Source organism: Tautonia rosea, from assembly GCF_012958305.1.
Taxonomy (GTDB): Bacteria; Planctomycetota; Planctomycetia; order Isosphaerales; family Isosphaeraceae; genus Tautonia; species Tautonia rosea.
The window spans coordinates 53233-73907 of the sequence record NZ_JABBYO010000021.1; the positions used below are offsets into that span (position 1 = coordinate 53233).

At 64.9% G+C, this 20675-nt stretch carries 17 protein-coding genes; 7 read left to right on the plus strand and 10 right to left on the minus strand.

The window, feature by feature from the left end; translation table 11 throughout:
- Positions 1 to 19 precede the first annotated feature (19 nt).
- Positions 20 to 451: a hypothetical protein gene (locus tag HG800_RS24795; RefSeq protein WP_169980676.1), complete on the minus strand. Its 432-nt coding sequence runs from the start codon at positions 449 to 451 to the stop codon at positions 20 to 22.
- Between the two features lie 331 nt (positions 452 to 782).
- On the opposite strand from HG800_RS24795, the gene HG800_RS24800 reads away from it, so the two are divergent.
- The 3 genes from HG800_RS24800 (at position 783) to HG800_RS24810 (ending at position 4249) form a co-directional block, all read left to right on the plus strand.
- Positions 783 to 2057 (plus strand): hypothetical protein, encoded by a 1275-nt coding sequence (locus tag HG800_RS24800; protein WP_206352444.1) that lies wholly within the window; start codon positions 783 to 785, stop codon positions 2055 to 2057.
- Positions 2058 to 2729: 672 nt separating this feature from the next.
- Positions 2730 to 2918, plus strand: coding sequence for a hypothetical protein (locus tag HG800_RS24805; protein WP_169980678.1), 189 nt, complete (start codon positions 2730 to 2732; stop codon positions 2916 to 2918).
- Positions 2919 to 3178: 260 nt separating this feature from the next.
- On the plus strand, positions 3179 to 4249 hold the full coding sequence (locus HG800_RS24810; protein ID WP_169980680.1) for a DUF1559 family PulG-like putative transporter: 1071 nt from the start codon (positions 3179 to 3181) through the stop codon (positions 4247 to 4249).
- Positions 4250 to 4746: 497 nt separating this feature from the next.
- Here HG800_RS24810 and HG800_RS24815 read toward each other — a convergent pair whose 3' ends face one another.
- Positions 4747 to 5775 carry a DUF1559 domain-containing protein gene (locus HG800_RS24815; protein ID WP_169980682.1) on the minus strand — a complete coding sequence of 343 codons (1029 nt, stop codon included), beginning with the start codon at positions 5773 to 5775 and terminating at the stop codon, positions 4747 to 4749.
- Positions 5776 to 5817: 42 nt separating this feature from the next.
- The gene (locus HG800_RS24820; RefSeq protein WP_169980684.1) at positions 5818 to 6321 is read right to left on the minus strand and encodes a hypothetical protein; all 504 of its coding nucleotides are present in this window, start codon (positions 6319 to 6321) and stop codon (positions 5818 to 5820) included.
- 603 nt (positions 6322 to 6924) lie between these two features.
- Between HG800_RS24820 and HG800_RS24825 the strand changes: the two genes are divergently transcribed.
- Entirely contained in the window at positions 6925 to 7368 is a 444-nt protein-coding gene (locus tag HG800_RS24825) for a carbon storage regulator (RefSeq protein ID WP_235963946.1), read from the plus strand.
- A 98-nt stretch (positions 7369 to 7466) separates the two neighbouring features.
- Here HG800_RS24825 and HG800_RS24830 read toward each other — a convergent pair whose 3' ends face one another.
- Together HG800_RS24830 and HG800_RS24835 are read right to left on the minus strand one after the other, a co-directional pair.
- Positions 7467 to 10133: a multicopper oxidase domain-containing protein gene (locus HG800_RS24830; RefSeq protein WP_169980686.1), complete on the minus strand. Its 2667-nt coding sequence runs from the start codon at positions 10131 to 10133 to the stop codon at positions 7467 to 7469.
- A gap of 257 nt (positions 10134 to 10390) precedes the next feature.
- On the minus strand, positions 10391 to 10894 hold the full coding sequence (locus tag HG800_RS24835) for a hypothetical protein (RefSeq protein ID WP_169980687.1): 504 nt from the start codon (positions 10892 to 10894) through the stop codon (positions 10391 to 10393).
- 274 nt (positions 10895 to 11168) lie between these two features.
- On the opposite strand from HG800_RS24835, the gene HG800_RS24840 reads away from it, so the two are divergent.
- Positions 11169 to 11459 carry a hypothetical protein gene (locus HG800_RS24840; protein WP_169980689.1) on the plus strand — a complete coding sequence of 97 codons (291 nt, stop codon included), beginning with the start codon at positions 11169 to 11171 and terminating at the stop codon, positions 11457 to 11459.
- Positions 11460 to 11619: 160 nt separating this feature from the next.
- Here HG800_RS24840 and HG800_RS24845 read toward each other — a convergent pair whose 3' ends face one another.
- On the minus strand, positions 11620 to 12894 hold the full coding sequence (locus HG800_RS24845) for a Gfo/Idh/MocA family protein (protein ID WP_169980691.1): 1275 nt from the start codon (positions 12892 to 12894) through the stop codon (positions 11620 to 11622).
- A gap of 206 nt (positions 12895 to 13100) precedes the next feature.
- Between HG800_RS24845 and HG800_RS24850 the strand changes: the two genes are divergently transcribed.
- Positions 13101 to 14354, plus strand: coding sequence for an ISNCY family transposase (locus HG800_RS24850; protein ID WP_169980693.1), 1254 nt, complete (start codon positions 13101 to 13103; stop codon positions 14352 to 14354).
- A 176-nt stretch (positions 14355 to 14530) separates the two neighbouring features.
- Here HG800_RS24850 and HG800_RS24855 read toward each other — a convergent pair whose 3' ends face one another.
- Entirely contained in the window at positions 14531 to 15559 is a 1029-nt protein-coding gene (locus tag HG800_RS24855) for a DUF1559 family PulG-like putative transporter (RefSeq protein WP_169980704.1), read from the minus strand.
- Between the two features lie 1069 nt (positions 15560 to 16628).
- Positions 16629 to 17435, minus strand: a complete 807-nt coding sequence (gene trpC, locus HG800_RS24860) for an indole-3-glycerol phosphate synthase TrpC (protein WP_169980705.1) — start codon at positions 17433 to 17435, stop codon at positions 16629 to 16631.
- Between the two features lie 187 nt (positions 17436 to 17622).
- Between trpC and HG800_RS24865 the strand changes: the two genes are divergently transcribed.
- A complete protein-coding gene (locus tag HG800_RS24865) occupies positions 17623 to 18996 on the plus strand; it encodes a ParB/RepB/Spo0J family partition protein (protein WP_235963948.1) in 1374 nt (457 codons plus the stop codon).
- Here HG800_RS24865 and HG800_RS27745 read toward each other — a convergent pair.
- Together HG800_RS27745 and HG800_RS24875 are read right to left on the minus strand one after the other, a co-directional pair.
- Positions 18963 to 19994 carry a helix-turn-helix domain-containing protein gene (locus HG800_RS27745; protein WP_235963949.1) on the minus strand — a complete coding sequence of 344 codons (1032 nt, stop codon included), beginning with the start codon at positions 19992 to 19994 and terminating at the stop codon, positions 18963 to 18965. The two genes, HG800_RS24865 and HG800_RS27745, sit on opposite strands and share 34 nt — an antisense overlap.
- Positions 19995 to 20087: 93 nt before the next feature.
- Positions 20088 to 20417, minus strand: a complete 330-nt coding sequence (locus HG800_RS24875; protein ID WP_315852103.1) for a winged helix-turn-helix domain-containing protein — start codon at positions 20415 to 20417, stop codon at positions 20088 to 20090.
- Positions 20418 to 20675: the final 258 nt, after the last annotated feature.

Below are 20675 nucleotides of genomic sequence, written 5' to 3' on the forward strand. Positions count from 1 at the left end.
CGTAATCGCTGCTCAGACATCAGGGCAGGATGTAGACCGTCGGCTCCAGGACGCGGACGGTCGTCGGCACATACGAGCGGACGACCGGCGACGAGGTGATGACCCCGGTGGAGACCACCGGATACGAGCGGCTCACGTAAGTCGTCGGCACCACACCCGGATCGTAGGTGACGTACCTCGAGGCGATGACCGAGCCGGTCGGCACGGTTTCGATGTAGCGGGTGGCGACCACCGGCTCGCTAATGATCGTGCCCGAGGACACGACGGTGGTGGTCGGAACCACGCTGACGGTCGGAACCAGTCGGGTTTCGATCGACCTCGGCCGACCAAACAGCCCGTAACGAACGGTGGAGACCTCGGCCCACTGGCCGTTCGCCGTGTTGGTGTCGGTCGCCACCATGCCGAAGGCCAGCAACGCCAGCCCTGCTGTCATCCACGATGCCCGTTTCATTGATCCCCTCTCTTTCCTCGATCGAGGCCACTCGGATCGGGAACGCGTTGCCTGGCCGGGCCGTCGAAAACGTCCGGCAACCGATCAGGGCCAGCCCCCCGGAAACGGAACAACCCCGCCCACGCTGCGCGGCGATCGTGCAACATGGCCGGGGCTCCCATGGCCGGATCGGCCTCGCCCTTCGCGAGCAGAGACACGTCCCTTCATTTTCATCGTATCCCGGGCCGAGCTCGGCCGCCAGTGCTCACCGCGACACGGCATGGCCCCGGCGACTCGGCCCGGCTAGGATAAGCGATCGACAAACGAGGCCAGGAAAGGAACGAGGTCGCACATGATGACTTCAGAGAACCATCTGACGCGTCGATCGGCGCTGCGAAGCCTGGGAATGTCGGCCGGGGTGGCGATCGGCTCGGCGCTTTGTCCGGAATCGGCCGTGGCGCGGCAGGTGGGTTCCGATCCGAAGCCGGTGGCGGGGGTGGTCACACGCTACAACAACGGCTTGCATGCGGACGTCTTGCTCAGCCGAATTCTTCAAGGTTGGCGGAACGACGGAGGCCCCGGCCCGGCCCTGAGCCTTTCTGCGATTTATCTCGATCAGGTTGAACCCGGCGACCTCGGGCCGAAACTGGCAGCCAAGTACGGCGTGCCGATCGTGCCGACGATCGAGGAGGCCCTGACGCTCGGCACCGGCCAGATCGCGGTCGATGGGGTCATCAGCATCGGCGAGCACGGCTCGTATCCGTACAACGAGAAGGGGCAGCACCTTTATCCCCGGAGGCGGTTCTTCGAGGGGATCGCCCAGATCTTCGAGCGGTACGGGCGGGTCGTTCCGGTCTTCAGCGACAAGCATCTGGGCCCAACCTGGGACGATGCGCTCTGGATGTACGAGACGGCCCAGCGGCTCGGTATTCCGCTGATGGCCGGCTCGTCGTTGCCGCTCAGCTACCGATCGCCCGACCTGACCTTGCCGATGGCCTGCGACCTTGAAGCCGCCGTTGGGGTGGGATACTCGGGCCTGGATATCTATGGAATTCATACGCTGGAGCTGTATCAATCCCTCGTTGAGCGTCGCACAGGGGGCGAGACGGGGGTCAATTCGGTCACCTGCCTGAGCGGCGAGGCGATCGGCGAGGCGATTGCTCAGGGTCGCGTGCGCCGGGAGCTGCTCGATGCGGCCTTGCGGGTCGCCCCCGAGGCGTCGAGCTTCGACCCGCAATCGTTCCAAACCGAAGGCTCGGCCCTCTTTCTGTTCGACTATCGCGACGGATTTCAGGGGGCGGTCCTGATGCTCGAAGGGGTGGTGACCGGATGCCGGGTGGCGGTGCAGCTTCGGGGAGAGAGTGAGGCCCTCGCGACCCGAGCCGAGGAGCGGACCGAACCGCATTACCCTCACTTCGCCTTTTTGTTGCACGCCATCGAGCAGATGATCCATACCGGCCGACCGACCTATCCGGTCGAGCGGACCCTGCTGACCGCCGGAATCCTCGACCGGGCCCTGACCTCGCGCGCCGAACAGGGCCGAATCCTCGAAACCCCTGAACTCGCGATCTCCTACACTCCCGCCAACTACCCCCACGCCCCCAACCCGCCCTTACCCGTCTCGTGATCTGGTCAGGGAAGGAGAACGGTCTGGTCTTCGGGCGTGTTCTCCCCCGGCACCCGGGGTGAATCTGGGCGGAGAAGAATCGGAAGCGCTGGCGGAAGAGGGGGATGATTGGTGGTTGGAGGCGGGTTCCTTCTGTTCGTTCCGCGCGAAGTGAACGCTCAGATGTTGAATTTTTTTCACCCGCTGTTTCGCTCCACGCGGGGCACCCCAACCAGGGAGGAACGATCGACCTCTCACTGAGCGCGGTGGGGCGAACAGGGAGAATTAAGCACGCAGAACGAGTCTAGGAAGAACAGAACCAACACAACAATTCCCAAAATTTTCCTGAAAAATCCAGGGAATCGTGATCTCAGCGATTCAACTCCGGGGCATCGGCATGCCGCTATACCTGGCGAAACATGGATGAGTGCGATGCAAATACGATGACCTCAAGATGTTCTGCAAGCGATTGCGATCTGCTTCCCGAAATCGGGGTGGAATTCACGAATCGTTCTGAGAAAATCCTTGAAGGTGAAATCAGAAGGTGCTAGGGTTTCCAATTGGTTTGGGCGCAAACAACGCCCGACCGGCCAAAGAACCCAGGGTTTTCTTACCCAAAAAACTGGGTTCAACCTGTTACAACTCCCCGGCGATTCGGGGTTGAGATGAGCCTCTCACGGTAGAGGAGCGATAATGCACCGATTGATGTCCCGTCTTTTTGCTGGTCTTTCGCTGGCGGCTCTGATGAGCCTGACCCTGTCGGGCTGTGGTGGCGGGGCCACCCAGACCGGAACAGCTCCCGAACCGCACTCGGCAACCGTGGGTGGCGGCCATGGTGAGGTTGGCGGTGCCGCCGGTCCGGACGCCCCTGGCGGCCAGTAACGCGTGACGACACGTCATGCGAAGTGATGACCGGCCGGAGGACCTTCACCTGGACTCCGGTCGCAGAACCCAGCTGCCGGTTGAATTTCGTGGCCGGCAGGCGTTCTCGCAATCATCCTCGAAGTCGATTTTCGATCCTCTCGTTCTGTTCTTCCTGATCTGATCGATTTCAAAGGACGATTCTCAGGTCGTTTCTTCCTCTCCTTTCTTTCGTTCCGCCTGTCTTCCAGACGGTCTTTTCCATATCGGAGACTCATTTAATGACAAAGCGTTCGCACAACCGCGGCTTCACGCTCATCGAGCTGCTGGTGGTCATCGCGATCATCGGCGTGCTTATCGCCCTCTTACTTCCGGCCGTTCAGGCGGCGCGTGAGGCGGCTCGTCGGGCCCAGTGCTCGAACAATCTGAAGCAAATCGGCCTGGCGATGCACAACTACGAGAGCACCCACGGGTGCTTCGCACCGTGGTCGATCAACCCGTCGCCGATTGATAGCTGGGGCTGGACGCCGAGCGGCCACCTGTCGCTGCTCCAGTTTATCGAGCAGGGCAACATGTTCGCGGCTTACAACGCCGGAGCGGTGCACCCGAATGCCCAGGGTAGCCTGTTCTATGCGATGAACACGACCGTGTTCAACACGCAGCTCGGCACGTTCGCTTGCCCGTCCGACGGCCGCCTGGTGAATGTTTCGCAGTCGAACTACGTGGGGAACCTCGGCGGCCCGCACGCGGTTCGCGGATACAACGGCGTGTTCGGACCGACCCGTCAGTCATGGCCGGAAGCCGCGCGGGGTGCGGGCATCGTCACGATCTCGAAGATCGTTGACGGCACCAGCAACACCGCCGCCTTCAGCGAGAAGCTGACGGCCCACTCGGGCGTCGGCAGCGTCAATGCCGGCAACAACAACCCGAACGACTTCCTCCGCGTCTGGTTCCGGACCGGCCTGAGCCAGGGCCGCGGCACGGGCGTGCAGAATCCTGACGCCGTGCTGGCGATGATCAATGCGTGCAACAGCCTGCCCATCACCACGGTGGCGACCGGCAATGCCCACGAGCCCTCGGGCTGGTTCCGGGTCTACCCGGCCTACTCGAACTACGGCGGCTACCAGCACACCGGCCCGCCGAACTCGCGGAACTGCGGCAACAACGACTGGGTTCCCTGGGGCCAGGACATGTGGGGCACGTCGAACGCCTCCAGCCTGCACCCGGGCGGCGTGAACGTCTGCATGGCAGACGGCTCGGTCCGCTTCATCAAGGAAACGGTCAACCTGCCGACCTGGTGGGCCCTCGGGACCATCAACGGCGGCGAAGTGGTCAGCGCCGACCAGTATTGATGCGTGAGCGATCACCCCTCTGGGCGTGATCGGCGAGCATGCTTCAAATGGGGTCATCGGTGGCCGAGGTGCCACCGGTGGCCCTTTTTTTTGTGTCGATTTGCTGGTTCGTGGAAATGATGTGGGTGAGCGGGCCGCTTCTTGAGGCCGCTGCGGCGCAGGCCTGCGACATCCTGGAAGCCGAAACGAACCGAGCCGCGCTGCTGACGGTCTTGGTCGAGGGGCCGTCTGTGTGGCCTCGCGGTTCTCGTTTTGGAATTTGCTCGGGCTCGGGCTCGCCTTGCGGACGGCCTTCCGGGTGGGATCGGGGGCGACCGGCGGATGACCGGCTCGGGCTCGGCTGGGAGACATTCCAGGGTGCCAGGCGTTGGGGGCCCTGCTCACGTCCTCGGTGAGATGGCCGAGGTCCGATTCTCCTCGGCCCCAGATCTGATGAGAGACGCCGGGCCAACGGAACAGAGGTCGAGGACAAGCCCACCCATCCCGCGATCGGCAGATCAGTAGGAGTCGGCCGAGATCACCTCGCCCCCCTTGGTCGTGCTCAGGGCACGCCAGACGGGGAGGCTGACGGAGTTCTTGACGAAGCGGACGCTGCCGTCGGCCAGGACCGCGTTCACGCCGCCGGGGTGCCGGCTCCGGGCGGCGAGGGTCGTATGAATGATGTCGGCCACCGAGAGGCGGATGCAAGGAGGATTCTCACCGAAAGGGTAGCTGCACCCGCCATTGAGACGGTCGGGCGCCGGGCTATTCGGCGACAGGTAGGCCTCGAAGGTCGCCCCGTCCCCCCACCAGGAGAAGCCTCGCGAGTCGCGGTTGAAGCCGATGACCGTCTCGGAGACGAGCATCGTGTTCGAGGTGCCATCCCGGAAGCTGTTGAAGCCCAAGGCATTGAGCCCCTGCGATGGGGGCGGGAAGTTGACCGAGGCGATGTCGACGAAGGGGCTGCCCATGTCGGTGAAGGGCGCCCCGCCAAACGCGACGGCCCCCGGGTCGCCCGCCGAGGCCCCTGGCGGGTAGATGGCCGGTTGCAGGAGCATGGAGTTGCCGAAGTTCGCCACGTAATTGTGCTGGGTTGCGAAGAAGGTCTGCCCCGAGAGAACCCGACCGCGGTCGTTTGGGTTGGCCGGCGCGTCGCTGGGGCAGACATAGGACGCGATCCGGGTCGAGACCACGGTGACATTCGCGTCGCCGAAGAAGCGGAGCGGCGTGTCCATCGGGCCGCGCGGCACGGTGTTGTTGCCGTCGAAGTTGAAGGCGTCGTAGAGGGCGCGTTGCTCCATCTGAGGGAGGATGAAAACGATCCAGGTGCCCCAACTGGTGCCCTTCCGACCGGGCGGGAGCCGATTGTGCAGGCTCTCGTAGGTGTGCATGGCCAGGCCGATCTGCTTCAGGTTGTTGGTGCACTGGGCACGCCGGGCGGCCTCGCGGGCGCTTTGGACGGCCGGCAGCAAGAGGGCGATGAGCACGCCGATGATCGCAATGACCACCAGTAGCTCGATCAGGGTGAAGGCGTGACGTCGATTCATGGAAATTTCCTCATAAGAAGGGGTCCGCGGCGGCACGCCGGGTTATCCGGCAATCTCGATCTCGAACTGGTTCGGCCCGCCCGGCGTCACCTCGATTTCGATGCGGACGGCCGGGGTCTCTGGCCCGGCCCCCCGAGGCATCGCCGTGGGGATCAGCCCGGACCTCGAACCGGGAGGGGGAACCGCTTCGGGAACCTCGGCGCCGGTGATCGGGTCGAAGGTCATGCCCGACGCGGGCTCGTCCGCAGGAGCCGCCGGCCACACCTCGACGGCATAGGAGCCCGGCGCCAGGCCCCGCTCGGCAGCGAGGCGGAAGCTCCCGTCGCGAATCGTCGCGCCGGCTCCCGAGGCCTGGAGGGTGGAGGTGGGGTGGAACTGGATGGAGCCCGATTCGACGGGCCGTCCGCCGATCTGCACGGTGCCGGAAACCGCCAGGAGCCCGCCGGGGTGCTCGGCCTCCCCGCACCCGGCCCCGGCGAGCATCGCCGCCACGGCCATCGGCAGCACTCCCGCGAGGCGATGACGATCAAGCGACTCATTTTTCATACAATCATTCCCTCAAGAATTCGCGATCTCCCGGAATCCCGTCGCTCGACACTGTCCTTACCCCCCGGGATGAGGCAGCACGCTCATCTCGGTCGCGGCGAATTTCGACGCCCAAGGGCCCCCGACCATCCCACTCTGGAGCCCACCGCCGAACGCCCGGCAAAGAAGCTCAACGTGACGGCTCGGCGAACGCCGCGACGGTCGTTTCCAGTCGACCTCACCGAGGCAAGCCCGCGACCGTTCAACTCCCGACCGCCAAAAAGGGGGTAATGCCTCCCGAATGGAACGATGTCCTGGAGACGACGCGCGGGCGCTCCGGAGATTGATCCGGCCGTTGTCGCGCGATCAGATTAACGCTAATGGAATATCATTCTCACTAAGAAGGAGTCAAGGACGTGGTGTTCCTGTCGGCGCGATTTTTCGGGAGGGAACGGGAGAGCCCCGGGCTCGGCATCGCCACCGTCTCCGGGGCGATCAGGCATCTCGTCGAGCCACCGGGAGAGACGGGACAGACGTCCGGGTTTGACCGATGCGAGGCGGGCTGGCCAGAATGGGAGGCGTTTCGGGGACGTGCACGTTCACGGATCGCCAGGAACGGGAGGGATGCCCATGTTGGTGTTGACTCGAAGGAAGAACGAGGCCATCGTCCTTAACGAGCGGTTTGTTGTCTCGATCGTCGACATCAAGGACGACAAGGTGCGCCTGGGGATCGATGCCCCCTTGGGTGCCAGTGTTTACCGGCGCGAGGTTTACGAGGCGATCACGACGGCTTCGCGGGCTCAGCAGACGAAGACGGCCGAATCACCATCGGCCCCGCCCCCGTTGCCGCAGCAGGAACTCGCCGATCGAACAGAGCAACGGGATGGGATGGGACTGCCGTCCTCTTCGACCGAACCGCTTCCGCCACCAACGACGTTGACCGTATCTCCTCGGCATCTCTCAATCCTTGACGCGTATTGCACCATGATGCAGGAGCGGTACGGGATCTCGATGAACCGAGAGCAGGCCCTTGCGTCGATCCTCGATTCCTCCAACGCCACGAAGTGAGGTGAGACCGGGGGCTCAAGGGATGGTTTGCGATGCTCGGGGCGTTGAATGGCTTCGAGCATCGCATGGGGTCGCCTCGCATCGGTTCGAGCCGGTGGTCAAGGGCGGGGTGGGTGGAGGTTGCGGATCGTCCCCTGGTCGTCGATGTTGACATATGAGGGGAAGTGGGGTCGGAGCCAGGCGACCAGAGCATCGAGCCCGGCTACGCCAAGGCGGCTGACCTGAAGCCGGAGGCCGGGCGCGGGGCGTCGGCCGAGGGGGCGGAAGGTGGCGAGTGCCTCGGGAGGGGGACGCATCGTATCGTGGTGCGGTCCTGGTGCGTGGCCGGACGCGTGGGAGGCGCTCATGCCGTGGTACGAGCCGAGGCTGGGGGCGACGTTCCAGACGGTCACCTGACCGGCATCGGGGCCGAGGATCGGCGTGGTGATGAGGTTCGCGAGCAGGCCGGGGCGGGTCCTCGGGTCGTAGTAGCCGCCGGCCACCTGCACGCCGGAGCGGGCGTTGCCGGGGGCGGTAAACTCGAAGAGACGCACCGGGACGGTGTGGGGATCGCCGCCGAGGGAGTAGCCGTCGAGGCCGACGACCAGCGGAGCGCGGCCGAGGCCGGCACCGATGGCCAGGTCGTCATAATTGTCGCCGTTGAAATCGGCCGAGGCAATCGTGACCCCTCGGAGGAACGAGCCGGGGAGGGTGCCGAGGAGTTCGCGGCGGAGGGTGCCGTCGGCGTCGAAGATGCGGACGAGGCTCGGGCCGGGGCCGATGCGGGCGGCGACGATCTCGGCGCGTCCGTCGCGGTCGAGGTCGCCGACCGCCACGTTCAAGCCGGCGCGAGGGGATTCGGGGAAGGGGCGAAAGCGGAGGATCGGGCGGAGGTCCTCGCCGTCGTAGGCGACGATCCAACCGCCGCCGCCGAAGGCGTTCGGGGCGGTGACGATGTCCTGGACGAGGTCGCCGGTAAGGTCGCCGACGGCGGTGGCCACGCCGCCGGTCCAGCCTCGGGGCAGGGGGTTGACCACGCCGACGCGATCGCCGTTGCCGTCCTGCACGAGGACCGATCCGCCGCCGCCGCGAGCGGCACCCAGGGCGATCCGGCGCTGGTCTTCGTTCGGGCCGGCGAGGACGGACATCATCATCCCGGCGTCTTCGTGCGTGAGGATGTGGCAGTGGAAGACATATTTGCCGAGGTGGGGTGTGACCCGCCAGCGGATGACGACCTCGCCGTTGGCGGGGATGGTGATGGTGTCTCGCTGGGAGACATAGGGGTAGGTGCCCGAGCCGTCGAGCGAGACGGGCTCACCGTTGATCGAGATGACGGCGAAGTCGGTCTGATGGATGTGGAAGGGGTGATCGACGCCGGAGGCGTTGACGAGGGTCCACTCCTCGACCTGCCCGGCCTGAATCGAGACGATCGGGCCCTCGGGGAAGGCGGAGCCGTTGATCGTGAAGACGTTTCCTTCGATGTCAAAGATGAAGGTGCGTTGATGGTCGGGGGGGAGGTGGTAGACCTCGGGAATGGTGCCGACCGGCGGGAAGACAGGCGGGGGCTCGGTGACGGGGTCGCCCTCGACCCGGATGGTGGCGAGGGCGAAGAAGGTGTCGAGCGGGTTGATGTTCGGGGCGAGGTTGTCGACGAGGTAGTAGGTGCCCGGCTCCTGGGGCGCGGTCACGGCCATCGTGAGCCGGGCGCCCGGGGCGACGAAGGTGGGGCCTTCAACGAGGTACGGGGTCGGCAGATCGAGCGCCAAGGGGCGGGGGACGAGGTCGTGGCTGTTGCCGTCGTGCGAGATCACGGTGCCGGCCCAGCCGTTCTCGCCGTCGGCATCGACGATTCCAAGGTTGTAGAAACCGTTGCGGCCGATCGAGGAGAAGGTCCAGATTTCCGTCTCGCCGGGGCGGAGGGTGATCTCGGGGTTGAACTGGCCGTTGATCAGTTTCTGCCAGTCCTGGCCGTAGGGGGGCTGTTGCCGCTTGGTGTAGCCGAGGTTCGCGGGCATCCGCTCGCCGGTCTGGGGGTCGATGGCAACGTTGACCAGGGTCAGGCCGAGCAGGCGCTCATCGTAGTTGCCGACCAGATCGGGCCAGGGGTCGAGGGCGTCGCCCACCTGGAAGAACCCGGCGAGGCCGCCGTAGACCTGGTCGGCGGTCGAGCCGTGCTGGTGGGTGTGGTACCAGTTGACCCCCGCCTGCTGAGTGGTCGGCACCTCGATCCGGGTCCGGTAGCTGCCGCCGGGGAGCATCTGGCGGTAGACGTTGTCGCCGTCGCCGAGCGGGCTGACAAGGAATCCGTGCGCATGCAGATTCGTGATATAGGTGACGGCCGGCGGCGGGGGGTCCGGCGGGTCGTCACCGAGGGCGTTGTGCAAGGTCAGGTCGAGCACGTCGCCCGGCTCGATGCGCAGGGTCGGGGCCGGGAACTGCGGCGGCAAGACGACGCCGTCGGCCGTGGTGAACTGATAGCCGGCCGCGAAGTTGGCGTTCGGCCGGGGAGACTGGGGCGGGATCTCGGGCGTGAGGTTCGGGTTGGAGAAGATCGGCTCGCCCCCCCAGAGCACCGGCCGACCCGAGCCGGGCAGGCCCGCGCGGGTGATCGTCGCCTCGGCGCGGAGAACGCCGTCGACGCTCCGGATCTCTGGAGGCTGATGCAGCGGGCCATCCGACTGGCCCGGCACCAGGATCGCCGTCATCAAGACTCTCGGCTCCAGTTCGAGCAGCTCGAACCGCCGGACCCGCCCCGAAGCCCGCCTTCGATGCGTCCCTCGTCGCATGGCCGTTCCCCTCGTCATCGAGCGCCGTTGCCGTCGTGTCGGATCAACCATGGCATGAGCGGTTTAAAAAATCAATTGGCTGGTTCAATAGAACTTTCCAGGTTTGCCGAGATTGCCCAGAGAGGGGAAGGGGAAGGAATTGAGACGGCTTGTAGTTGCTGTCGACTCAGGGCAATTGGGCGGGATATGCTGGGGCAAGGCGAATTGCTTTCGTCGGGGGTGGCTGGGGTCGCGGACGACTCCAGCCACCCCGACGGCTACGGCGTCTCGTTGAGGAGCCCAGGCGAAAATTGCCAGTTGTCCTCGAAGTCGGCATCACGTGGAGTGGGAAGCCGGTAGCGTTCGCCCTGGATTCCCATTCTGAACGTGCGAAATTGTGAATCCTTTCGACCGGGTTTCTCATCGAGCCACAACTGATGCTGTGTCCTCACGTAATCGGCAACAACCGCGCTCGGAACGACAAAGTAGCGAAGCTGTTTCGACTCTAAACTGATGGTCACGAAGCAGTACCAAAGCTCGGGGCGTGACAGTGATTCATGTTTCTCATTCATGATCCAGTCGCTCAGAAAGCGACCGAAAAGCTTCGAAACCGCGGGCCGATTGCGCCTGTCGAGATTGGTCTTCACCTCAATCTGAAAGAAACGATTCGTCTCCGGATCGGAAACAAGAATATCGACATTTTTCGTCCGTCCCAGCGTCATGTTGGCGTCATAACCCCAGAGTGCCAGACGCGACAGAACGGCAAACTCGCCGGCCAGCAAGATATTGTTTGCTGATATTTGAGATCTCACGCGCTTTAACCTTCTGATATTTCCGCCTTGGGGTGGCTGGGGTCGTCCGCGACCCCAGTCTGGTGGAAGACGCCGAGCCGACGGAACTGGGGCCGCGGACGGCCCCAGCCACCACGACGGGCGAGGACACCCTTATCACTTAACGCCGCGTCTTCTGGTATCATCGAGGTTGCTTTCGGCGGGTTGGTCCGCTGAGTTTGGGGACAATGCGTTCGGCGGCTCTGACGCCTCGGATTCCGACGAGATGCCTCAGCGTGTGAGCAAGCCCGGGGAACTCAAAGCCGGTGACCTGTTCGAGGACTGTCGCTATCACCCCTGCCTTTGCATCGAAGTGGGCGGTGATGATGACCCCTCCGGCGTCTGGGGCATCTCCCTCGTCGACGGTTCGCCGTGCGGGTGTTGCATCCGGAACTGTGGTCTCCGCAAGCTGACGGTCGACGAGGTCGTTCGCTGGAAATCTCATGGCCCACCGGATGTCGAGTTACAGCCGGAGCATCGCTGGTGGGCCTCCGAAGCGTCCGACACCTCGCCTTAACACCAACCCGGCGGCATGACTGAGACCGTCTGCGCTCTTCGTCTGATGGGAGACGCCGAGCTGACGGGACTGGGGTCGCGGACGACCCCAGCCACCCCGACGAAAGATGGGGCTTCGCGGCGATTGAGACCACCCGACGGGACTCGTCTCGGATGGCCGATCAGAGGGTGGGCAGGAGGTAGGGCGCGCGGCGGTCGATGTCGAGCAGGGCCGGGTCGGTGTCGTCGAGGAAGGACCAGGAGGAGGGGTCCCAGCGGAGGGGGCGGCGGTGCCAGTAGGCGAGGTTGCCGAGGTGGCAGACGGTGACGGAGCGGGCGCCGACCTCGACGTCGCAGATGGGCTGGCGACGCTCTCGGATGCAGTTGAGCCAGTCGCGCTGGTGGCCGGGAGAGTCGTAGAGGTGGACGCCGTCGGCGGGGATGTCGGCGTCTTTCAGGGACTCGGGGGTGGTGCGCCACTGGCCGCGATTGACGAAGACCTCCCCCTCGGTGCCGATGAAGGTGACGCCGCCGCCGGGGCCGTGGATGACCTCGATGCCGCCGGGGTAGAGGAAGGTGACGCCGCGGTCGGCGCTCGGGTCGTCGGGCAGGATGACCTCGGAGGGGCCGGAGTGGTCCATGCCGAGGCCCCACTGGGCGATGTCGAAGTGGTGGGCGCCCCAGTCGGTCATGCCGCCGCCGGAGTATTCGCGGAAGGATCGCCAGTTGGGGTAGTGGTCGTGGACGCCTCGGGGGCTGAGGACCTCGTTGTACGGCCGTTCGGGGGCGGGGCCGAGCCAGCGGTCCCAGTCGAGGCCGGGTTCGAGCGGTTCCTCGCCGAGGTCGCACCAGTGGCTCGGGCCGCCGACATCCACAAGCACTCGCTTGATGTCGCCGATCATGCCGTTGCGGACGACCTCGCAGGCCTGGCGGAACTCGGGGCTGGAGCGCTGCTGGCTGCCGGTCTGGAAGACAATGTCGTGGGCCTTGACGGCGTCGATGCAGGCCTTGGCCTCGTGGATGGTGAGGGTGAGTGGTTTCTCGCAGTAAATGTCCTTGCCGGCCTTGCAGGCCTCAAGGATGGTGATGGCGTGCCAGTGGTCGGGGGTGCAGATGACGACGGCGTCGATGTCGTCTCGGGCGATCAGCTCGCGGTCGTCATTGTACGCGGCGCAGTCGGAGTTCTCGTACTTCGCATCGACCTTCGCCCTGGCGTCGTCGCGGCGGGTGGTGTCGACATCGCAGACGGCCAGCACCTGCACATCGTCCTGATCGAGGAACCAGCGGAGGTGGTACTGGCTCTGCTTCCCCATGCCGATGAAGCCCAGGCGGATCCGCTCGCTGGGGGCCGAGCCGTTACGGCCGAAGACGGAGTGAGGCACGATCCAGGGAGCGGCGGACACCGCGGCGGCCCGCTGGAGGAATCGGCGACGCGAGAGCGAAGATCGAATCGACATGAGAGGTTCCCTTGGTCCGAGGGGAATCGCTGTGGCACGACCGCGAGACGCATTGAAGCGCTCGACCACGGTGCAGCGTAACCCGGAGGGATCGGCTTCGCGAGGGGTGGACGCTCGGATGTCGGACCCCAATAGAAATGTCCGGTGTTTGGCCCCAATAGAAATGTCCGGTCGATGCGCTCTTCAGGCCAAGCCTGGAGGTCGCCATGAACCCCGATCGGATTGCCATGAGTCAACGTGATCGCGATATCCTCACCGTCCTCAAGCCGGTCCTCGACGGCCACCGTTCCCAGGCCGAGGCCGCTCGACTGCTCGGCAAGAGCACCAGGCAGGTCCGACGTCTCGTCGCGCGCCTGAAAGACGAGGGAGATGCCGGGCTGATCCACAAGCTCCGGGATCGTCCCTCGAATCGAAGAATGAAAACAGCAACAAAATGCAACATCCTCTCGTTCTACAAGGAGCATCTCCAGGGCTTCGGCCCCACGCTCGCCGCGGAAACCCTGGCCGAAGAGGGCCTACATGTCTCTGCCGAGACCCTCAGGCGATGGCTCACGGCCGAGGGGCTCTGGCAACCGACCCCGCGACGCGACACCCACCGCTCCCGACGCCCGCGACGCGCCTGCTTCGGCGAGCTGATCCCGCTCGATGCCTCGATCCACGACTGGACCGAGGGACGCGGCGAGACCATGGCATTGTCGGCCATGATCGACGACGCCACTGGCCGCGTCCTGGCCCGCTTCGCCCCGGCCGAGACGACCGACGCGTACTTCGAGCTGCTGGGGCGTTGGCTGCGGGCTCACGGCCGCCCCGTGGCCCTCTACAGCGACAAGAAGACCGTCTTCCGCGTCCCCCCGGCCGAGGGGCGGGACACGCCCCCCTCGCAGTTCGGCCGCGCCTGCGAGGAACTGGGCATCACGCTGATCTTCGCCCACAGCCCGCAGGCCAAGGGACGCGTCGAACGCTTCTTCGGCACCGCCCAGGACCGCTGGGTCAAGCAGATGCGGCGGGCCGGCATCACGACGATCGCCGAGGCCAACGCCCTGCTGACTCGCACGCTCCTGCCGCACTTCAACCGCCACTTCACCGTGGCCCCCGCCGAGCCGTCCGACGCCCACCGCCCCTGGCTCCACCGCGAGCACGACCTGCGTGCGATCCTCTGCCCGCAGCAGCCCCGCGTCGTCAGCAATGATTACGTCGTCCGCGTCGAGGGCCGTCTGCTGCAACTGGCCAGGCCCGCGTTACCGGGCCTGCGTGGCGGCGTGGTCCTCGTCGAGTCCCGCCGCGACGGCACGCTGGCGATCCGCTTCCAGGGCCGGTACCTTCGTTTCCAGGAGATCACGGCCCGACCGGCTGCCACCCCGCCCCCTCGCCGCCGCCGCGAACCCTCGGCCAGCCCTCCCCACCGCCCGGCCCCCGACCACCCCTGGAGAACCCCCTCTCCGCCCCCCAAGAACGGATGATCAGCGGACATTTCTATCGAGCACAAACCGGACATTTCTATTGGGGTTCAACAGGGGTGGACGCTCGGATCGTCCCTCCGATTCGATCCGCGTGCTCAAGCCCTCGGCGGGACGGCCGAGGGAGCCGATCTCGGATCGGAGCGAAATTACGGGGGAAGCACTCAACGACTCACCCCTTAATCCAGGCTCATCACTTCATTCCCGTTCCTCGTGGCCAGCTTCTGCCAGAGGCCCAACTTCGGGAGCACCACTCCTCCGTAAGGAGGCGGTTCTTTGGCGTCGATGGTCTCGCTCAAGAACCGGACCGAGCCATCCGCCATCAAGGCGTTCAGCCCCCCGGGGTGGAACGAGGCCGCCGAATACGAGATCGCGCCCCACGTCCCTCGCGTCGGCCGCACACGCCGGTAATAATTGGGCGGATAGTATGCCGTCATGTGACTATCCGTATGAGCGCCGAGAAACCACCAGCCCCGCAGTTTGGAAAACAGCGGATCCCACGGATCCATGACCCGCAACGCCGCCGACGCCTTCTCGGTCACCATCATCGTGTGGCTCGTGCCGTCGGTGATCGAACTGACTCGCACCGTCAACCCCTCGACGATGCATCCGTTGACTCCTCGCAACCGGATGGGATCTGGGCGGCAGCCCAGCTCTGGCCACGGCGCGCCGCGCAGGAGGGTCGATCCATAGACTCCGGCGTAGCTTCCCGAAGCCACGGTTCCCGGTGCCCCCAGACCGATGGTTTCGTCTTCCAACCGCGCCTGGGGAAAACTGAGATAAGGGACGCCCGCGTCGGCATCGTCGGGACAGACATATTGGGAAACGACCGTGCCGAAGACCGTCGAATTCTCAGATGAGACGATGCGAAGATCCTGGTTCACCGCGTTGAACAGCGCGGTTTGCCCGCCGAACGGCAGGAGCCTGACCAGAAACCCCTGGTCCGTGAACGGGGAGGGGCACGTCGAGCCCGACATGAATCGAGCGTCATAACTTCCCAGGTTGCCTGGCGGCAGGCACAGATTCACGTCGTGGTAGGCATGGATCGCCAACCCGATCTGTCTCAGGTTGGCCGCGCATTGCATCCGCCGCGCTGACCCTCGCGCCGCCTGGACCGCGGGAAGCAGCAACGCCATCACAAGCGAGAGCACGCCGATCACGACGAGGAGTTCGATCAGGGTGAAGCCCCGCCTTGTACGCCTTCGCATCGATCTGCCCCTCGGCTTCGGTCAGCGATTCGACTTCATCCGGAGCAGCACCGCTGCCACGATCGAGGCCACTCCCAGGCCGACAAACACCCAGGTCCAGTGGATCTCCCGAGGCGTGCTTGGCAAGACAACCGGCTCCAGTCCATAAAATGCCAGGCTGAATTCTTCCGGGTCGCTTCGCTCGGCGCGGAGTTCCTCGAACTGGCAGTTCCAGCGTTGCTGCCCCGATTCGACCCCTGTACTCGATTTCCACTCGCATGTTCGGTTGAGTATAACCCATCATGCTGACTTGATACTGGCGCGCCACCCAACCCGCGGCCGGGTCAAACAGGACCCGGGTCTGGAGTGGCTGTTCCGGCTTGCCATGCTGAATCACCACCTCAAGCAGACTCCGTCCCTCCCGTTCCACCGGCTCGGCCGAGAGAACGTTCGAGTCGGGATATTCCAGCAAATCGGCAAATGTTGTCCTGGTCACGGAATAGGGCGCCTCCAGCAATTTGCCAAAGTGAGTGGTGTACGACCGCCCGAGATCAGACCCTTCGTCGATTGATTCGACGACATAGTCCTCCCGGCCGGCCAGCTGATTCAGGGTAAACCCCGAATCCTTCCCAATGCACACGACTCGCGTCTTGAGAATGACGCCCTCTCCGGGGTTGCGTTGGATCGACTCGAACTTGCGGAGGGGACCCAGGGTCGCGAACGTCACGTCCTCGATCCGCCTGATTTCACCGGACGCTTGTTCCAATCGGACCCGGGCCTTACCCCGAACCTGATCGAACCGCTGCTCGATCGTCTTCGCGGCAGGGGGATACTCGCGCCGGAACCGGGCGATTTCCTCCTGCCCCGCGCCCCAGGCACACGAACAGCTCACAGCCACGATCGCACATGTGAAGAGTAAGGAGAAAATTCGATGCGCCGGGGTGCAGCTGGTCATGAATCCTCCGCGTCCTGTCACATTCGAATTGCGATCACTCGCCGGACCCTTGAAGCACAGTACACCATTCCAACGGAGTCATCCCAGGGAAATCACGCATAAAAAAGGAGCCGCTCGACTCGACGCCCCGAACCCTCAAGCCCCCGGTGGGACGGTCGAGGGCAGGCCGAGCAGTTCGTCGACGGCGCGGCCGATGTCGGGGGATCGCATCAGGGACTCGCCGACGAGAATCGCATCGACCCCGGCCGCTTCCAGGCGCTCGACGTCGGATCGCCCCCGGATGCCGCTCTCGGAGACGAGGAGGACTCCCTCGGGGACCCTCGGGCGGAGCCGGAAGGTGTGCTCCAGGTCGGTCTCGAACCGGGAGAGGTCGCGGTTGTTGATGCCGACCAGGTCGGCCCCGGCGGCCAGGACGCGGTCGAGGTTCGCCTCCTCGTGGATCTCGACCAGGGCGGTCATGCCGAGGGATCGGGTCCGGGAGAGTAGGGCGGCCAGTTGCGCGTCGTCGAGGATCTCGGCAATGAGCAAGACCGCGTCGGCCCCGGCCATGCGGGCCTCGACCACCTGGTACTCGTCGATCAGGAAGTCCTTGCGCAAAATCGGGATCGCCACCGAGGCCCGGACGCGGGCCAGATAGGACAGATGCCCCTGGAAATACCGGACATCGGTCAGGACGCTTAGGCAGTCGGCTCCGTGGGCCTGGTAGGTCCGGGCGATGGCGATCGGGTCGAAGTCGGCCCGGATGACCCCGGCCGAGGGGCTGGCTTTTTTCACCTCGGCGATCAGGCGGATCGGCCCCGGGCCTTCGAGGGCCTCGCGGAAGTCCCGCACGGGAGGGGCCTCGCTCGCCTGGATTTCCAGCTCGTCGAGCGGCATGCGCCGCTTCGCTTCGGCCACCTCCCGGCGCTTGGTGGCAACGATCTCGTCGAGGATCGTGGGCATGGTTTTTGGCGGGGGTTCTTCGGTCACGTTCGGGTGGGCAAGGAGGGTCAATGCCGCTCCAGGCTACCGAAATCTCCCGCGATTGCCCACTCGGCACCCCTTGCGAGCGATCTGGACGCGATTGCCGATCCCTGCTAAGGTCCGGCAGCGGCTTGAACTGGCCCCCCAAGGACACGGACGTCCCGCCATGATCACCCTCGACGCTCCCGCCGGCGTGCATCACCTGCCGATCGAGGCGATCCGCCCAAGCCGATTCAGCATCAGCCTTTACGGCGACCCCGACCGCGAGATCGACGGCGACGGCCTGCTCGATAGCATCCGCCAGGGGGGGATACTCGTGCCCCTCGTCGCCGCCCCCGAGGCCGACGGGTTCGAGCTGCTCTCGGGCCACCGGCGGCTCGCCTGCGCCCGGCGGCTGGGCCTGGAATCGGTCCCCTGCGAGGTCCGAGCGGTCCCCCGAGGGTCGAGCCGCCGCCGGGCCATCCTCGACTACAACCGCCAGCGGCGCAAGACGTTCAGTCAACTGATGCGCGAGGCTGACGCGCTCGAAGCCCTGGTCGCCCCCGAGGCCCGCCGGCGACAATCGGCCAACCTCAAGGGAAGCGGCGCCGAGTGTCGGAATTCCGACGGTCGGGGCGGTCGCACCGACGAGACCATCGCGAGGGCCATCGGCCTGGGGGGCAAGGACCTGTATCGGCAGGCCCGAGCGGTCTGGAAGGCTGCCTCCTCGGGAGACTCCCGAGCCCGGAGCGCCCTGACCCAGCTCGACACCGGGACCAAGTCGGTTCACGCGGCTTACAAAGACCTCCGCCGCCGGACCCGCCTGACGACCGGGTTTCGGCCGACGCCGTACGACGTCTGGGCGTTCCGGCGCGATCCGTCCTACGGCATCCCCCATCCTGGATCGATTCCGGCCGGGATCGTCTCCCATACGCTCCACTACTTCACCGAGCCGGGGGCCCTGGTCGTCGACCCGATGGCCGGCGGCGGGACGACGCTCGACGTCTGCGAGGCCATGGGCCGCCGCTGCCTTGCGTATGATCTCGATCCTGTACGCCCAGAAATCCGACAGCTCGACGTAAGGCATGGCTTTCCGCTTGAAGCGAGCGAATGCGATCTCGTGTTCTGCGATCCACCCTACCATACCATGCTCGCCGAGCCGTACGCCGCCTTCGGCGTCGAACCCGAGCCCCTGACCGGCTGGATTGCGTTTTTAAACACACTCGCCGGGCACGCGAAGGCCGTTCTCCGGTCCGGAGGCCATATCGCCCTGCTCCTGGCCAACCAGACCGAGAAGGACCTGCCCGCCGGTGTCGGCTACATCGACCACGCCTTTCTCGGCTATGCGGCGTTGACCGCTGCCGGCTTCCTGCCGGTCCGCCGCATCAGCTGCCCGATGGATGGGGCGTACCTTCCTCAGCACGTTCAGCGAGCCCGCCGTGACGGTCGAATGCTTGGCCAGGTCCGCGACTTGCTCGTCATGCGCAAGCCATTGACTGAAAACGAGATGCAGCCAGGATTTCCGAGTCAGTTCAGCGGTTCGCCACCGGCCAGCTCGTAAACCTTTCCCCGGACAAAGGGGTTCGAGAGGGTCGGGTTGCGTCGGACGATCGGCTCGGGAAGCTCATCCACGGCGTGATCAACGAGACGTTGCAGCTCCTCCGGGTGCAGGCGTTCAATCAAGAGGCTAATGGCCTCTTCCTCCGATTCACGCTGTTCGTCGCGGCGTTCGCGATCCCTCCGAACAGCGACCGATCGGAGATGCTCTTCCAGTTGTCTGCGCCGAACTTCCAGTTTGGTCGCGACTTGCGGCAAGAGTTCGTAGCCGTCCTCGATCCCTGCCCGAATGTATCCCGGGCCGTTTTGCAGCTTTCCCTGGCTTTGCAGGAAGAGGGCATTGAGCAGGACCTTGGCCACATCCTGCGGCTCTTTTTGCGAGGCGAGCTTCTTCGCGAGTTTCTTCGGCAGTCCCTGTTCCGTCAACAACTCCTGAAGATCCACAGCAACAAGCAACTTCCCATCAGCCGTGATCCGGAAGGGCGTTCCAGGAATCGGGATGCTTGTGTTGTCTTCTTCTTCTCTCGTTGCTGGATCTTGTTTGGGCCTATCGGCTCGGCCGCCGCGGCCGAATTCCCGGGCCTGGGGCTCTGAAGATTCTGGAACGCCAAAAGGGTCGAGTTCTAAAGAAAATGGGACGCCCCTTGGTGGTCCCTCAAAAGATTCTGGGACAGCTCGACGCGAATTCTGGGACGCCTTGTTCCCAGCCTTGCTCGGTCGTTCCGGAGCATTGCGAAGGATCTTGTAGGCGGTTGCCTTGCCAGGTGACTTGCTTGTGGCCAGCAGGCCCGCCCGGGTTAGCTCCGCAATGGCGTCGAGCACGGTCTGGCGGCTCATTCCGCCTTGTTTGGCGATCGTTCGGATGCTCGGGTACGCCCAGCCGGTGCCGAAGTCCGCATACAGGCCAATGACGAGATAGACTTTGATCGCCGAACCGCCGAGCGATCGAAACGCTTCGGAGCGGAGCAGGTCATGCTCGACGCGGAAGAAGTACCAGTCCATGGCCGTATTTGCGGTCGCTTTTTGGGTGGGCTCGGGGCATTGGCAATCGGGTTGCCTGGCAACTCGCCGTGGCCCAATCGCTCGAAGCGGGACTCAGAGGGACATCGCGTCCGGGTCCTGCTCCTGCTCCGGCGGGTCCGCCACGTAATAGGTTTTGACCTTGCCCCGCTGCCGTGTTGTCGGCACCACCAGGCCCAGCTTTTCAAGCCTGGCCAGGCTGTCGATGACCGTTGGGCACGACAGCGCCGTGCGGTCCATCAACTGACTGAGGCTCATCGTCACGCTCCGGTCCGGCCGACCCCCACAGGCGGCGACCATCACGAGGTAGACCTTGATCCCCTCCCCTTTGATCCGACCCAGATAGCCGCGATCAAACAGGACGCTCCTCAGCCAGTCGGTCTGCGTTGGCATGGCGACGGGCACGTTCGGACCCCTCCCTGGAGCCTCACGATTCGTACTAGCAGCCTGACTCCGGCCAGGCGGACGACATGACCGAATTCGAAAGGAAAATGCCTCGTCTTCCCCGCTTCGGTTCCGATCGCAAACCCGGCAAGGGTTCTCTCAATTGAAACCTCGTCCAAACCCTTTTATCGACCAGCCAGACCCGCATCCCCTTCTTTTCTCCTCGAACGATTTTTTGAGAGGGTGTTGACCCGCCGCCATTCCTCGGTATGATGACTC

Excerpts from the sequence above, each read along its gene's own strand:
- HG800_RS27745 (WP_235963949.1), bottom strand. The coding sequence starts at position 19,994 with ATGGACTGGTACTTCTTCCGCGTCGAGCATGACCTGCTCCGCTCCGAA.
- HG800_RS24805 (WP_169980678.1), top strand. The coding sequence starts at position 2,730 with ATGCACCGATTGATGTCCCGTCTTTTTGCTGGTCTTTCGCTGGCGGCT.
- HG800_RS24865 (WP_235963948.1), top strand. The coding sequence starts at position 17,623 with ATGATCACCCTCGACGCTCCCGCCGGCGTGCATCACCTGCCGATCGAG.
- HG800_RS24840 (WP_169980689.1), top strand. The coding sequence starts at position 11,169 with ATGCCTCAGCGTGTGAGCAAGCCCGGGGAACTCAAAGCCGGTGACCTG.
- trpC (WP_169980705.1), bottom strand. The coding sequence starts at position 17,435 with ATGCCCACGATCCTCGACGAGATCGTTGCCACCAAGCGCCGGGAGGTG.
- HG800_RS24820 (WP_169980684.1), bottom strand. The coding sequence starts at position 6,321 with ATGAAAAATGAGTCGCTTGATCGTCATCGCCTCGCGGGAGTGCTGCCG.
- HG800_RS24800 (WP_206352444.1), top strand. The coding sequence starts at position 783 with ATGATGACTTCAGAGAACCATCTGACGCGTCGATCGGCGCTGCGAAGC.
- HG800_RS24855 (WP_169980704.1), bottom strand. The coding sequence starts at position 15,559 with ATGCGAAGGCGTACAAGGCGGGGCTTCACCCTGATCGAACTCCTCGTC.
- HG800_RS24810 (WP_169980680.1), top strand. The coding sequence starts at position 3,179 with ATGACAAAGCGTTCGCACAACCGCGGCTTCACGCTCATCGAGCTGCTG.
- HG800_RS24825 (WP_235963946.1), top strand. The coding sequence starts at position 6,925 with ATGCCCATGTTGGTGTTGACTCGAAGGAAGAACGAGGCCATCGTCCTT.
- HG800_RS24850 (WP_169980693.1), top strand. The coding sequence starts at position 13,101 with ATGAACCCCGATCGGATTGCCATGAGTCAACGTGATCGCGATATCCTC.
- HG800_RS24830 (WP_169980686.1), bottom strand. The coding sequence starts at position 10,133 with ATGCGACGAGGGACGCATCGAAGGCGGGCTTCGGGGCGGGTCCGGCGG.
- HG800_RS24795 (WP_169980676.1), bottom strand. The coding sequence starts at position 451 with ATGAAACGGGCATCGTGGATGACAGCAGGGCTGGCGTTGCTGGCCTTC.
- HG800_RS24815 (WP_169980682.1), bottom strand. The coding sequence starts at position 5,775 with ATGAATCGACGTCACGCCTTCACCCTGATCGAGCTACTGGTGGTCATT.
- HG800_RS24845 (WP_169980691.1), bottom strand. The coding sequence starts at position 12,894 with ATGTCGATTCGATCTTCGCTCTCGCGTCGCCGATTCCTCCAGCGGGCC.